General features: G+C 66.4%; 11 protein-coding genes. 6 read left to right on the top strand and 5 right to left on the bottom strand.

Going from position 1 to position 13584, the window contains the following annotated elements; translation table 11 throughout:
- Position 1 precedes the first annotated feature (1 nt).
- Together NM2_RS25295 and NM2_RS25290 are read right to left on the bottom strand one after the other, a co-directional pair.
- The gene (locus tag NM2_RS25295; protein ID WP_067673541.1) at positions 2–661 is read right to left on the bottom strand and encodes a DUF8713 domain-containing protein; all 660 of its coding nucleotides are present in this window, start codon (positions 659–661) and stop codon (positions 2–4) included.
- The gene (locus NM2_RS25290) at positions 658–2337 is read right to left on the bottom strand and encodes a thiamine pyrophosphate-binding protein (protein ID WP_067673623.1); all 1680 of its coding nucleotides are present in this window, start codon (positions 2335–2337) and stop codon (positions 658–660) included. Before NM2_RS25290 ends, NM2_RS25295 begins: the two co-directional genes overlap by 4 nt.
- A gap of 148 nt (positions 2338–2485) precedes the next feature.
- On the opposite strand from NM2_RS25290, the gene NM2_RS25285 reads away from it, so the two are divergent.
- The 3 genes from NM2_RS25285 to NM2_RS25275 all read left to right on the top strand — a co-directional run bounded on the left by NM2_RS25285 (position 2486) and on the right by NM2_RS25275 (position 4844).
- Positions 2486–3001 carry an EXLDI protein gene (locus tag NM2_RS25285; RefSeq protein ID WP_067673539.1) on the top strand — a complete coding sequence of 172 codons (516 nt, stop codon included), beginning with the start codon at positions 2486–2488 and terminating at the stop codon, positions 2999–3001.
- Positions 3002–3123: 122 nt separating this feature from the next.
- Positions 3124–4074, top strand: a complete 951-nt coding sequence (locus NM2_RS25280) for an ATP-binding cassette domain-containing protein (RefSeq protein WP_067673536.1) — start codon at positions 3124–3126, stop codon at positions 4072–4074.
- Positions 4071–4844: an ABC transporter permease gene (locus NM2_RS25275; protein ID WP_067673534.1), complete on the top strand. Its 774-nt coding sequence runs from the start codon at positions 4071–4073 to the stop codon at positions 4842–4844. The genes NM2_RS25280 and NM2_RS25275 overlap by 4 nt, the downstream gene beginning before the upstream one ends.
- Positions 4845–4947: 103 nt before the next feature.
- Here NM2_RS25275 and NM2_RS25270 read toward each other — a convergent pair whose 3' ends face one another.
- Positions 4948–5568 (bottom strand): HAD family hydrolase, encoded by a 621-nt coding sequence (locus NM2_RS25270; RefSeq protein ID WP_067673532.1) that lies wholly within the window; start codon positions 5566–5568, stop codon positions 4948–4950.
- Positions 5569–5794: 226 nt separating this feature from the next.
- A complete protein-coding gene (locus NM2_RS25265) occupies positions 5795–6202 on the bottom strand; it encodes an SdpI family protein (protein ID WP_067673530.1) in 408 nt (135 codons plus the stop codon).
- Between the two features lie 633 nt (positions 6203–6835).
- Between NM2_RS25265 and leuS the strand changes: the two genes are divergently transcribed.
- The 3 genes from leuS to NM2_RS51855 all read left to right on the top strand — a co-directional run bounded on the left by leuS (position 6836) and on the right by NM2_RS51855 (position 12803).
- Positions 6836–9679 (top strand): leucine--tRNA ligase, encoded by a 2844-nt coding sequence (gene leuS / locus NM2_RS25260; RefSeq protein ID WP_067673621.1) that lies wholly within the window; start codon positions 6836–6838, stop codon positions 9677–9679.
- A gap of 649 nt (positions 9680–10328) precedes the next feature.
- Positions 10329–12239 (top strand): alkyl/aryl-sulfatase, encoded by a 1911-nt coding sequence (locus NM2_RS25255; RefSeq protein WP_067673528.1) that lies wholly within the window; start codon positions 10329–10331, stop codon positions 12237–12239.
- Positions 12240–12260: 21 nt separating this feature from the next.
- Positions 12261–12803, top strand: coding sequence for a LapA family protein (locus tag NM2_RS51855; protein ID WP_245718210.1), 543 nt, complete (start codon positions 12261–12263; stop codon positions 12801–12803).
- A 3-nt stretch (positions 12804–12806) separates the two neighbouring features.
- On the opposite strand, the gene NM2_RS25245 is transcribed toward NM2_RS51855, so the two are convergent.
- Positions 12807–13511, bottom strand: a complete 705-nt coding sequence (locus NM2_RS25245) for an SDR family oxidoreductase (RefSeq protein ID WP_067673526.1) — start codon at positions 13509–13511, stop codon at positions 12807–12809.
- Positions 13512–13584 lie beyond the last annotated feature (73 nt).

The following is a 13584-nucleotide window of genomic DNA, read 5'->3' as shown; positions in this document are numbered from 1 at the left end:
CTCACTTCATCCAGTCGGGTTTGATCGGAAGCCCGTGCGCGGCACGGTATTCGCAGATCGCCTTGAGATTGTCGAGTTCGAGCTGATGCCCGGCGGAGAACATCTCCCAGAAATCACCCACCCACACCGGACGTTTCGGCGGCGCGGCCTCGGGATAGGGATTCTCGTCGTAGAACGGATGACGGCAATTCACCCACAGCACAACCGAACCCGGCTTGTCGAACACCACCTGCGCGTCCACCACGCGCATCAGATAGATCATCCACAGGTGCTTGCCCTGATCCCAGGCGCAGTGATAGTCGACCGTCATCGCGTCGGCGTTCGCCACCGTGCGGGTGTAGATCTCGGTCTCCGGACCCAGCCGATCGTTGGCCAGCCACAGTCCGGGCTCCTCGGTCTCGGTGAATCCACGCAGGCTGTAGGTCCATTCCTCCAGGCTGCGGGTATCGGCGAGGTATTCGAACACCTCGCGCGGCGGCGCGTCGATATAGGACTGGACCGGGCAGAACTGCCCGAAGATCTGGTCGTGCGGATAGACCGACCGGAGCATGTCCATGATGATCGGCGTGGTCTCCTCGCGATCGGAATTCTCGATGCGGAGTATCCCCGGGATCTCGCGATCCGGGATATCGCTGAGTGCGGGCAGGGGGCTGGTGGTCACGAATGCCTCCTCGGTACGGACAGGAACGGACTGAACGGGGGTATCTCGTCGGGATCACAGTCGATCGAAATGAATGACGGGCCGGTGGTTTTCACGCAGGCGCGCAGTGCGTCCTCCAGCTCCTCGATGGTGCGCGGCGAATACGCGGGCAGGCCGGGAAACATCGCCGCGACGCCCTCGCCCAGAGCCGAGGGCTGGAATCTGTTGAAGCTGTATCGGTCTCCGTAATAGAGCTGCTCCCGCGTGACGCACATGGCGTGCGCGTTGTTGTTGAACACCACGAACGTCACCGGCAGCCGATACTGAATCGCGGTGTGAATCTCCGTGCCGTGCATGAAGAACGCGCCGTCGCCCGCGATCACGACCGCGCGCCGGGCGCGGGCGAACGCGCAGCCGATCGCGGCTCCGAACGCGTACCCCATCCCGCCCATGCCCAGCGCGACCACGAACCGCCCAGCGCGCGGCAGCCGCAGATGATGCACCACCGCGGCTCCGGTGTTACCGGCGTCGGCGAACACATCGGTACCGGGTTCGAGTGCGGCGCCGATGATTTCGACGATCTCGCGATAGCGCAGCCCGGGACCGGTGGCCTCGGGCACCGACAGCGTGGTGAGTGACGGCTCGGCGGGCGGCGTCACCGGCAGCGGCGAAACCTCCGGCAACGACGCGGAACTCTCGAAATCCGCTGCCAGCTCGGCGAGGTCGGCGCCCAGGTTCGTACTGGTGGCATGGACGGCGTCCGGATACGGTCGCTCCGCACCCACCGCGGCCACCACCGTCCCGGACAGCGCCGACTCCAACCCGGCGCGCGCGGTCACCGGCATCCGGGTACCGACCAGCAGGCACAGCGCACTACCGCGAGCCGCGTCCAGCAGTTCCGGATGCCCCATGGTCCCGGCCACCCCGCAGAATCCGGGCCCGTCCCAGGGGTATACGTCCTTGGCGTCCGGCGCCACGCCGACAGCGGCGTCCAGCGCCGCGACCAGCCGCCGCAATCCGTCCCGCGCGTCGTCACGAGCAACCTGATCGCCCGCGATCACGGTGATCTTGCCGGTGTCCCGCGCGGTCCGCAGCGCATCGCGCACCCGGGCCAACCCGGCCTCGTCCCGTATCCGCACCAGCGGGTCAGGCCGAAAGGCCGGAACGGATTCCATCGAGGCGCGCTGAACATCCTTGGGCAGCAGCAACACCGCCGGTCCGCCACTCCGCGCGGCCTCGACCGCACGCGCCAGATGCGCGGGTAACGTCCGAGCCGACTCCACCCTGCCGCAATACCTCGACACCTGATCGAAAAGCTGTGCGGCATCGATGGTCCCGGCTTTTCCGCTGGAATCCTGAAACGCCCCCGCGCCCTCCTGGTCGGTCGGCGGCTGCCCCACCAGCGCCAGCACCGGCACCCGCGAGGTGAACGATTCCGCCAGCCCCGCAACGAGGTTCATCGCCCCGCCGCCGGAGGTGGCCGCCACGACGCCGAGACCCGCGGTGACCCGCGCATACCCGTCGGCCATGGTCGCGGCGGAGAACTCGTGTTTGGCCACCACCCCGGTCACCTCGCCGGAGGATTCGAAGATCGCGTCGTAGAGATCCTCGATATTGGCCCCGTCGACACCGAAGACATGTCGCACGCCCAGGGCCGCGACGGCCCGCACCAGATATCCCACGGCTGTCGCAGACATCGGCGCTCCTTCCTGCTGTGCGCCGAGCGGGCGATCAGCCTCGCTCACCCCGAACTACGAAGCAAGAGCGCGGGCGGTTCAGTCGTGTTTCGAGAATCGCCCACCCAGAGCCTTGTGTGTATGTATACGTCTACGTATAGTGGGGGTCATGCCCAACAAGACCGTATACGTCTCCGACGACGACCTCCCCCTGTTCCAGCGCGCACAAGAGCTGGTCGGCGGCAACCTGTCGGGCGCGATCGTGACGGCGTTGCGCCGGTTCATCGAGCTCGAGGAGGGACGTCAGGCGGGCTTCGAGGAGATCGTGCTGCGCGTCGGCCACAACGGCGCTCGCCAGGTGCGTTTCTCCGGTTCGCTGCTCACCGAGGCCCACGAGTACACCGACGACGCCTTCGAGCGCATCCGAATCTACCGCAGTCGCAAGGGCAAGATCGTCCTGCACACGCAGGGCTCCAAGTGGTCGGAGTACCCCACCGACACCAACTGGATCAAGGATCTGACGAACTGGCGGCGCATGCTCGGCGTCAACGATCCGGACTGGGGCGATTTCACGATGGACATCTTCGACTCGGTCGAGGAGCTGAAGGGCAAGGTCCCCGACCCGATCTACGAGCGGGTGGCCGGTATCGCCAACCATCCGCACATCGAAGATCTCGACATCTGACGTCATCGGGGCGGTGATCCCGCCCCGCACAACCGCACACCACACCCCCTTGTCCGCGCATCACAGCGGACACGGCTCAGTCGACGCATGCATTCATGCGTATTAATAGATGAGAGGAAACCATGAGCGACAGCTCTCGCACACCGGCCATTTCGGTCTCCGGCCTGCGGAAATCCTATGGCGAGCAGATCGTGCTCGACGGAATCGACCTGACCGTGCCGCAGGGCACGATCTTCTCCCTGCTCGGCCCCAACGGCGCGGGCAAGACCACCACCGTGCAGATCCTGTCCACCCTGATCCGCGCCGACGGCGGCCAGGCGCGGGTCGGCGGCCACGACGTCGCCGCCGATGCCGCACAGGTGCGTTCGGCGATCGGCGTCACCGGGCAGTTCTCCGCGGTGGACGAGCTGCTCACCGGCCGGGAGAACCTGCTGATGATGGGCGATCTGCACCATCTGCCGCGCACCGAGAATCGGCGCATCGCGCAGCGGCTGCTCGAGCGGTTCGATCTGGTGGACTCGGCCGACAAGACCGCCTCGGGCTACTCCGGCGGGATGACCCGCCGCCTGGATCTGGCCATGACGCTGCTCGGAGGGCCGCGCATCATCTTCCTGGACGAGCCGACCACGGGCCTCGACCCGCGGAGCCGTCGCGCCATGTGGGACATCATCCGCGAACTCGTCGCGGACGGGGTCACGATCTTCCTGACCACCCAATATCTGGACGAGGCAGACGATCTCGCGCATCGGATCGCGGTGCTGGACCACGGCCGCATCGTCGCCGAGGGCACCCCGGATCAGCTCAAGCGGCTGGTGCCGGGCGGACACATCCGCCTGAGCTTCGCCGACCGATCCGAACTGAGCGTCGCCGTCGATCTGCTGGGCGGTGTCGCCGACGAGCTGACCCTCGCGGTGCCCAGCGACGGATCGGTGAAATCCCTCCGCGCCGTGCTGGATCGACTCGACGACGCCCACATCGAACCCGAGGCCCTGTCGGTGCACACCGCCGACCTGGACGACGTATTCCTCTCTCTCACCGGACAATCCGCTCCCGAAAAGGAAACCGCACGATGAGCACCCTGACCTACCCGCTGGCCGACTCAGCCACCATGCTGCGCCGTAACCTGTTGCACGCCAAGCGATATCCGGGCATGACGATCGGCGTGATCCTCATGCCGGTGATTCTGCTCCTGCTGTTCAACTACGTCTTCGGCGGCGCGCTGGGCAAGGCCACCGGCGGCGCGAAGTACATCGACTACATCGTGCCGGGCATGATGCTGATGATTCCGGCCTATCTCGTTGCGGGCATAGCGGTTTCGGTGGCCTCGGATATGACCAAGGGCATCGTGAACCGCTTCCGCACCATGCCGATCGATCACTCCTCGATCCTGACCGGACAGGTCGTCGGCACCCTGATCCAGGGCCTGCTGGGTGTGGGGCTGATGGTGGCCGTGGGCGTGGCGATCGGCTTCCGCTCGCACGCCACCGTGCTGGAATGGCTGCTGGCGTTCGGGCTGATCGCGCTGACGATCTTCGGATTGTCTTGGCTCGGTGTGGGTTTCGGCCTGGCCGCGGCGAATCCGGAGAGCGCGAGCAACACCCCGATGCCGATCCTGTTCCTGCCGTTCCTGGGCAGCGGACTGGTCCCCACCGGAACGATGCCCGCCGGCGTGCGGCAATTCGCGCAGTACCAGCCGTTCACCCCGCTGACCGAAACCATTCGCGGACTGCTGATGGGGACCCCGATCGGCGACAACGGCATCATCGCGGTCGCGTGGTGCGCCGGTTTCATCGTCGTCGGCTACCTCTGGTCCCGATCGCTGTTCCGCCGCAAGACCAGCTGATCACGCTCGCTACGAACCCCCAGGCATGATCCCGGAGCCTGGGGGTTCACGCAGATCCCCGGTGCCACGGAGTTCGCGACGCCTCGGCCGGACCGGGTGCGGTCTACCGCCCCGAAAGGTGTGCGGCGAGCCAGCTCTCGAATTCGGTGAGATCGCCGAGCACCACATCCGCACCCGCTTCGCGCAGTTCCTCGGCGCTGCACGGGCCGGTGGCCACCGCGACCGACAACGCCGCCGCGGTCCGCGCACCCCGCACGTCACCGGTGTGGTCGCCGACGTAGATATCCGCCTCGTATTCACGCAACGCCGCGGCCTTGCCCTCGGCCCACAGGTTCCCGACAACCGCGTCGGCGGGAATGCCCAGATGCTTCAGATGCAGTTTCGCGTTCGGCTCGTATTTCGCGGTGACCACGACCGCGCGTCCACCGGCGGCCTGCACGACCTCGACCGCCCGGCGCGCCCCCGGCATCATCACCGTCCCGGCGATGGCGTGCTCGGGATACATCGAGCGATACAGTTCGGCGATCGCCGCGACGTCGTCGGCCGGGAACCAGTTCGCGATCTCCTCCTCGAGCGGCGGACCGAGCCGCGTGACGACCAGATCGCAGTCGATCGCCACACCCGTGCGCTCCGACAGCGCCCGATAACAGGCGCCGATCCCCGGCCGGGAATCGATCAGCGTCATATCCAGGTCGAAGCCCACTGTCAGCCTGGGGGAATTCATATCGATGGAGTACCGATCAGTCGAGGGGCGGGATCCGCGGCCCCGGCCGGGCACGGCGGTGCGAGGCGACTCACCACGATCGGACGCCGCTCACCAGACGGGCCGGACCCTCGACCCGCTGATGCGATGCGGCCCATGTCGATCGGATGCCGCTCAGCCGCCGCGCGGTTTCAGCAACTCCGATCGAGCACAGGAATGCGGTACGGCTCAGCACGGTCGAGCCCGCTCAGTTCGCGGGCTGGCAGGCGTCCCGCAGCGAGCACGCGCCGCAGGCATTGCCGCAGCTGCCGACCTCGGGGGCGGGAGCCAGCCGGGCGATGGCCTGTCCGGCGGCGTTCACGCCCGCGCCGAGGGTGAACAGCGCGATCACCGCGGCGACGACCGCGGCGATGATTCCGGCGATCGGCCCGGCCACCAGCGCGACCACGCCGCCCGCGATCAGCAGCAGTCCCGCGCCGATCGAAGTGGGTGCGGCCACCCTGTTGGCGAGCAGGTACGCCTCCTCGGTGCGCACGGCCTCTTCGGTGTGCACGCCGAAATATCGATTGGGGGGCAGTGAGCCGGTCAGCCCGAGTACCCCGGTGACGACGGCCACCGCCGCCAGCACGAACAGGATCAACGCCACCACGAACACCCCGACGACGGTACTCGCGTACCGGATTCGAACCCGGCTCGACCCACCCGGTTGTGATGCGTGCCACGGGCGACCGCACCCGGGTCGCCCTCCCGCTCGGAATATGCCGCACCGAGACACCGCCGACCGAGTCCCGCCGTACTGTGATCCGGACCAATGGACAACCGCACTCGGGTCGTCTTCCCAGCTGGATATCCGCCCGCACATCGAGGTAGCCCGCCTGAGCCATCCGGCCGCCCGAACCCGATCGATCGCGGTATCCGCCAATCGGGAAATCCCCCGATAACCGGCTGTCGGCGCCGCCGAAACGGCCCGAGCCTCCGGCCCGCTCGACGGTCCACGATGCTCGATCCCCGGTGAATTCGCAGTTGGCAGCGGGTGCGAGCGGGAATTCTCGCGCCGTCGGGTATCGAACGGTTCATTTCGGTCGATCGGCCGCGCGAGCCGATCGCGGTTGCCGGAACATACCCGGCACTGTCGTGGCGCGGCCGTCCCCGACGGATACGCGGGGGCTTTTTGGGCGCTGACGTGCGCACGCTTTACGCTGATGAGCAACGTGGAATCCGGGGAGCTCGAATAGTAGAAGGCAGGATCGTGCAGGACACTCGCGCAACCGAACCGACCGACGCGGCCGTGAGCGGACGGAGCGAGGGCATCGGCGAGGTGCCCGCACACCGCTACAACGCCGACCTCGCCGCACGTATCGAGCGCAAATGGCAGCAGGTGTGGCAGGAGCGCGGGACGTTCCACGCGCCGAATCCGGTCGGCCCGCTCAGCGGTGCGATCCCCGCCGACAAGCTGTTCATCCAGGACATGTTCCCGTATCCCTCCGGCGCGGGACTGCACGTCGGGCATCCGCTGGGTTACATCGCGACCGACGTGTTCGCCCGCTATCACCGCATGACCGGCCGCAACGTGCTGCACGCGCTGGGTTACGACGCGTTCGGGCTGCCCGCCGAGCAGTACGCGGTGCAGACCGGCGCGCATCCGCGGGTGACCACCGAGTCGAATATCGCGACCATGCAGCGTCAGCTGGACCGGCTGGGCCTGGGGCACGACCGGCGGCGCTCGTTCGCCACCACCGATCCCGAGTTCTACAAGTGGACGCAGTGGATCTTCCTGCGCATCTACAACGCCTGGTACGACACGGATCTGGGCAAGGCGCGTCCGATCGATCAGCTGATCGCCGAATTCGACAGCGGCGCAAGGACTCCCGAGGACGGCAAGGTCTGGGCCGAGCTGTCCGCGACCGAGCGCGCCGCCGTGGTGGACTCGTATCGCCTGGTGTACCAGTCCGATTCGATGGTCAACTGGTGCCCGGGGCTTGGCACGGTGCTGGCCAACGAGGAGGTCACCGCCGACGGCCGCAGCGACCGCGGCAACTTCCCGGTGTTCCGTAAGCGTCTGCGGCAGTGGATGATGCGCATCACCGCGTATTCCGATCGACTGGTCGACGATCTGGACCTGCTGGACTGGCCCGAGAACGTCAAGGCCATGCAGCGCAACTGGATCGGGCGTTCGCGCGGTGCGCAGGTGCGGTTCGAGGTAGACGGGGAGACCATCGAGGTCTTCACCACCCGCCCCGACACGCTGTTCGGCGCGACGTATGTCGTGCTGGCCCCGGAGCACGAGCTGGTGGACCGGCTGGTTGCCGAGCGGTGGCCCGACGACGTGGACCCGCGCTGGACCTTCGACGCCTCGACCCCCGCCGAAGCCGTTGCGGCCTATCGCAAGTCGATCGCGGCCAAGACGGATCTGGAGCGGCAGGAGAACAAGGAGAAGACCGGCGTCTTCCTGGGCGCGCACGCGGTCAATCCGGTGAACGGCGCGCAGGTGCCGGTCTTCATCGCCGACTACGTGCTCAGCGGTTACGGCACCGGCGCGATCATGGCCGTGCCCGGACACGACCCGCGGGACTGGGATTTCGCCACCGCCTTCGGCTTGCCGATCGTGGAAGTCGTTGCGGGCGGGGATGTTTCACAGGCCGCGTACACCGGCGAGGGCACGCTGGTGAACTCCGGCTACCTGGACGGCCTGGAGACCGAGGCCGCCAAGGCGAAGGTCGTCGAGCGGCTGGAGGCCGACGGCCACGGCCGCGGCACCATCCAGTACAAGCTGCGCGACTGGCTGTTCGCGCGGCAGCGGTACTGGGGCGAGCCCTTCCCGATCGTCTACGACGAGAACGGCCAGGCGCACGCGCTGCCGGATTCGATGCTGCCGGTGGAACTGCCGGAGGTGAAGGACTTCGCCCCCGTCACCTTCGACCCGGACGACGCCGACTCCGAGCCCTCCCCGCCGCTGGCCAAGGCCACCGAATGGGTCGAGGTCGAACTGGATCTGGGCGACGGGCGCAAGAAGTACCGCCGCGACACCAACGTGATGCCGCAGTGGGCCGGAAGCTCCTGGTACCAGCTGCGCTACATCGATCCGACCAACGCGGAGGCCTTCTGCGCACCCGAGAACGAGCACTACTGGGTGGGCCCGCGACCGGCCGAACACGGCGCGAACGACCCGGGCGGGGTGGATCTGTACGTCGGCGGCGTGGAACACGCCGTGCTGCACCTGCTGTACTCGCGGTTCTGGCAGAAGGTGCTGTTCGACCTGGGTGAGGTATCCGGGCCCGAACCGTATCGGCGGCTGTTCAACCAGGGCTATATCCAGGCCTTCGCGTACACCGACGAACGCGGCACGTACATCCCCGCCGCGGAGGTCGTCGAGCGGGACGGAAAGTTCTTCTGGACCAACGCTTCCGGCGTCGAGGAGAGGGTCTTCCAGGAGTACGGCAAGATCGGCAAGTCGCTGAAGAACGCCATCTCCCCCGACGAGATGTGCGATCTGTACGGCGCGGACACCTTCCGGTTCTACGAGATGTCGATGGGCCCGCTGGACACCTCGCGTCCGTGGGCGACCAAGGACGTCGTCGGCGCGCATCGCTTCCTGCAGCGCATCTGGCGGCTGGTGGTCGACGAGGAGTCCGGCGCACCGCGCGTCACCGACGCCGAACCCGCGCCCGAGGCACTTCGCCTGCTGCACAAGACGATTGCCGATGCTGGTGACGACTACGCCAACCTGCGCGACAACACCGCGGGCGCGAAGCTGATCGAGCTGACCAACTTCCTGACCAAGAACCACCCCGAGGGCGCACCCCGTTCGGTGGTCGAACCCCTGGTCCTGATGCTGGCTCCGATGGCCCCGCACATCGCCGAGGAACTCTGGGAACGCCTGGGCCACACCACCGCCCTGGCCCACGGCCCCTTCCCGGTCGCGGATCCCGCACTCCTGGTGGAGGATTCGGTCGAGTACCCCATCCAGGTCAACGGCAAGGTCCGCAGCCGAGTCAGCGTCCCCGCCGACGCCGACACCGCAGCGGTCGAAACCGCCGCCCTGGCCGATGAAAAACTCCTGGAGTTCCTGAACGGCAAGACGCCGCGCAAGGTCATCGTCGTCCCCGGCCGCCTGGTGAACGTCGTCGCCTGAGCCTGTCGACGCTCCGTTTTTTCAGCGCGTCGTCGGCTGCCCGACGTGACGTCGGAACGGACAGGGAACAGCTTCATGGGAGGTCTCGGCCGCGTTGCGCGGCCGAGACCGACAGTTGCCATGTACCTGTTCGGACAAAATATCCGTCCATTTGCACAATTAATGCTAGTGTCACTTTATTGAATTTTCTCGCAGATGGTAATTATGCCCCTCAACTCCGAACCGGAGAATTCTTCGAATGCGCTAAAACGGCGAGTATAATTTTCTCCGGAAAACACCGGACGGCGTTGACCGGTACGATTTCTGACTCTTCAGCGTAGTGCAGCCCGTCTCCGCGAGGTCCCCTCGGCCATCTAGGGCGGGGCGGACTCTACATTGCCACACCATGAAATATACGATTGCCAGTAGTTAGCTACTGAATTGATACCTGCGAGACCGACGGGATGCGATTGCGGGCTCCAGGTATTGCCTCGGGTGCACGGGATGTGGTTATGCTGGCGGAACGCTTCGGTTGATCGGCAAGTGGGCGCTCCCGATAATGGCCCGCCGGACCGTCGGCGCATGCCCCGTGACCGATACCGATTGAATCGGTGGCGCCGCCGAGTATGTGATTTCGCATAGACCTTTTCGCTCTAGGACAGGAGCAACAATGGGCAGCGGAGTTCAGCAGGCCGATCCGACCGATCACACCGAGAAGTGGCTGAAGCAAGCGGCGCAGTCGTTGCCGCAGTCGGATACCACCGATTTCGCCGATGCGGACCGCGGGTTCCTCGTCGAGTTGAAACCGGGTGTGGTCACCGACGCGGACGGCGCAGTGGTGTGGGACAACGATTCCTTCTCGTACATTCAGGGCACCTGTCCCAACTCGGTGCATCCGAGCCTGTGGCGGCAGGCACAGCTGATGATCAAGCAGGGCCTGTACGAGGTCGCGCCCGGTTTCTATCAGATCCGTGGTCTGGATCTGTCCAATATGACGCTGGTCGAGGGCGATACCGGCGTGATCGTGATCGATCCGCTGATCTCGACCGAGACGGCGAAGGCCGGATTGGAGTTGTACCGGCAGCAGCGCGGTGATCGGCCGGTCACCGGCGTGATCTACACCCATTCGCATGTCGATCACTTCGGCGGCGTCATGGGCGTAACCACCGTCGAAGACGTTGCGGCAGGCCGGGTTCCGGTGCTGGCGCCCGCGGGGTTCGTCGAGCACGCGGTGGCGGAGAACGTGTTCGCGGGCACCGCGATGGCCCGCCGCGCGGCCTACATGTACGGCGCGGCGCTGCCCCGCAGCCCGCGGGGACAGATCAGCGCCGGACTCGGCATGACCACCTCGACCGGCACCGTCAGCCTCATCCCGCCGACGAAGGACATCACCGAAACCGGGCAGGAGGAGGTGATCGACGGGGTGCGGATCGTGTTCCAGATGACCCCGGGCACCGAAGCGCCCTCGGAGATGAACTTCTACTTCCCCGATCACCGCGCGTTGTGCATGGCCGAGAACGCCACGCACACCCTGCACAACATCCTGACCCTGCGCGGCGCGGTCGTGCGCGACGCACACGTCTGGTCGCAATATCTGACCGAGTCGATCACCCTGTTCGCCGACAAGACCGACGTCGCATTCGCCTCACACCACTGGCCCATGTGGGGTACCGAAAAGGTCACCGAATGGCTTGCGCTGCAACGCGATACGTACGCCTACCTACACGACCAGACGCTGCGCCTGCTCAACCGGGGCTACACCGGCATCGAGATCGCCGAAATGCTCCGGATGCCACCCGCACTGGAGAAGACCTGGCACACGCACGGCTACTACGGCTCGGTCAGCCACGACGTGAAGGCGATCTACCAGCGGTACATGGGCTGGTTCGACGGCAATCCCGCGCATCTGTGGCAGCATCCGCCGGTCGAGGCGGGCAAGCGATACGTCGATGCGATCGGCGGCGCGGACGTTCTGCTGGCGAAGGCACGCAACGCCTACGACGAGGGCGATTACCGGTGGGCTGTCGAGCTGCTCGGCCACCTGGTTTTCGCCGACCCGGACAACGTCGAGGCCAAGGCGCTGCAAGCCGACGCGTTCGATCAGCTGGGCTACGGCAGCGAGAGCGGTACCTGGCGCAACTTCTACCTCTCGGGCGCCTACGAACTGCGGCACGGCAACTTCGGCACCCCGACCAGGACAACATCGCCGTCGATGGCGGCCGCGCTGTCGGTCGACCAGGTCTTCGACGCCGCGGCCTTTCTGGTCAACGGCCCCCGGGCGTGGGACCTGCACTTGGTGAACGACTGGGTCGTCACCGACGAGAACACCACCTACCGCGCCGAACTCCGCAACGGGGTACTGGTGCACCATGTGGTCCCGCCGGACTTCTCCGGCCCCGCACCGGATGCCACTTTCACCCTGACCCGCCAGACCCTCATCGCGGTCCTCGCCGGAGGCCAGGACCTGACCGCGGCCATACAGGCAGGCCAGATCACGGTGGCCGGAGACCCGGCCAAGCTGGGTCGGCTGACCGCCGTACTGGACACACCCGATCCGAACTTCAACATCGTCACCCCATAGCGGCGACGATGCCGGATGACGGTGAGGCGGCTGCTGTCCCGCGTTTCGCTGACCCAATGGCTGGCGATCATCCTGACCGTGCTCGCGATCATCTTCATCGTCGAGAACCGTCACCGAGTGAACATCGAATTCCCGCTCGTCACCATCCGATCACCGATGTGGCTGGTCCTGCTGGTCATGTTCGTCGTCGGCTGGCTCGCCCGGAGCCCTCACCCGACGCATCCGGCGCTGAGCATTCCGATGATGTGCGCCCAATCCCGACAACCGGCCCCTGACGTCGTGCACACCATCCGCGACGACATCGAACGCCCCGTGCGCGACGTGCCGGACTTTCGTGTCGGGCCGACAGTTGGCGACGTAGTCAGGTCTCGGAGATATCCGACGAGTTATCCAGTGCTGACGGAAGCTCCCCGGCCTCTCCGCTACTTCAGCATGTCGGCGGGTGCCGCGAGGACTTCGGGTCAGAACATCGGCAAGCTTCGGACGCATCCGATGAGTTACCATGCGATGACGAAATCAGTTGTTGCGCTTGAAATCTGGAAGTGGCATCGCTCGAGCGAGTAACAGCTACGCGGGGTTGCGGGCGATCGGGCGCAGGACGATTTCGACGGGGTGGGCGTCGCGGGGTGTTTCGATCGCGGTGCGTACCGTGCGTGCGACGGTGGCGGCGGTGAGGAATTGTTCGGGGCGGTATTCGCCGGACTCGCCCGCGACTATGGCTCGTTGCATGTCGGTATCGATGCGGCCGGGATGTATTGAGGTTACCCGTAATTCGGGTTCTTCGAGGCGAAGGGCGTCGCCGAAGGCGCGCAGGGCGAACTTGCTCGCGGCGTAGACGCCCCAGCCGGGATTGGCTCGTAGGCCCGCGCCCGAATTGATCAGGACCACATGGCCTTCGGCGGCTCGCAGCGCGGGCAGCAGCAGCCTGGTCAACTCGGAGACGGCGATCACGTTGGCTTCCAAGGTATTTCGCCACTGCCGCACCGATGATTCGGCGATGGTGCCGAGATCGGCCACACCGGCGTTGTGGACCAGGACGTCCAGGCGCTCGATCGGGGCGCAGGCGTCGGCGAGCGCCCCGTAGTCGGTCAGCTCGACCGGCCAGGCGGTGTTGCCGGGCAGTTCCGCGGTGATCGCGGACAGGGCTTCGGCCGTGCGAGCGCCGAGCAACAGGTGGTGCGTGGGGGCGAGCTCGCGGGCGATCGCCGCGCCGAGTCCCCGGCTGGCACCGGTGATCAGCGCGGTCGGCCGGGTGGTCTCGGCATCGGGCATGGGCCCACCGTAATCGGCTCGCGAGCGGTCCGCGTGCGGGGACGCATCATGGTTATCCACAATGGTGGCGTTC

It is taken from the genome of Nocardia miyunensis NBRC 108239, from assembly GCF_001613065.1.
GTDB lineage: Bacteria > Actinomycetota > Actinomycetes > Mycobacteriales > Mycobacteriaceae > Nocardia > Nocardia miyunensis.
The sequence above is the reverse complement of the archived record's forward strand: the minus strand, read 5'-3'. Positions and strand labels throughout refer to the sequence as shown.

What these genes read in the sequence shown, in the direction of transcription:
- NM2_RS25290 (WP_067673623.1), bottom strand. Translation starts at nt 2,337, where the DNA reads ATGTCTGCGACAGCCGTGGGATATCTGGTGCGGGCCGTCGCGGCCCTG.
- NM2_RS25245 (WP_067673526.1), bottom strand. Translation starts at nt 13,511, where the DNA reads ATGCCCGATGCCGAGACCACCCGGCCGACCGCGCTGATCACCGGTGCC.
- NM2_RS25255 (WP_067673528.1), top strand. Translation starts at nt 10,329, where the DNA reads ATGGGCAGCGGAGTTCAGCAGGCCGATCCGACCGATCACACCGAGAAG.
- NM2_RS25280 (WP_067673536.1), top strand. Translation starts at nt 3,124, where the DNA reads ATGAGCGACAGCTCTCGCACACCGGCCATTTCGGTCTCCGGCCTGCGG.
- NM2_RS25285 (WP_067673539.1), top strand. Translation starts at nt 2,486, where the DNA reads ATGCCCAACAAGACCGTATACGTCTCCGACGACGACCTCCCCCTGTTC.
- NM2_RS25270 (WP_067673532.1), bottom strand. Translation starts at nt 5,568, where the DNA reads ATGAATTCCCCCAGGCTGACAGTGGGCTTCGACCTGGATATGACGCTG.
- NM2_RS25275 (WP_067673534.1), top strand. Translation starts at nt 4,071, where the DNA reads ATGAGCACCCTGACCTACCCGCTGGCCGACTCAGCCACCATGCTGCGC.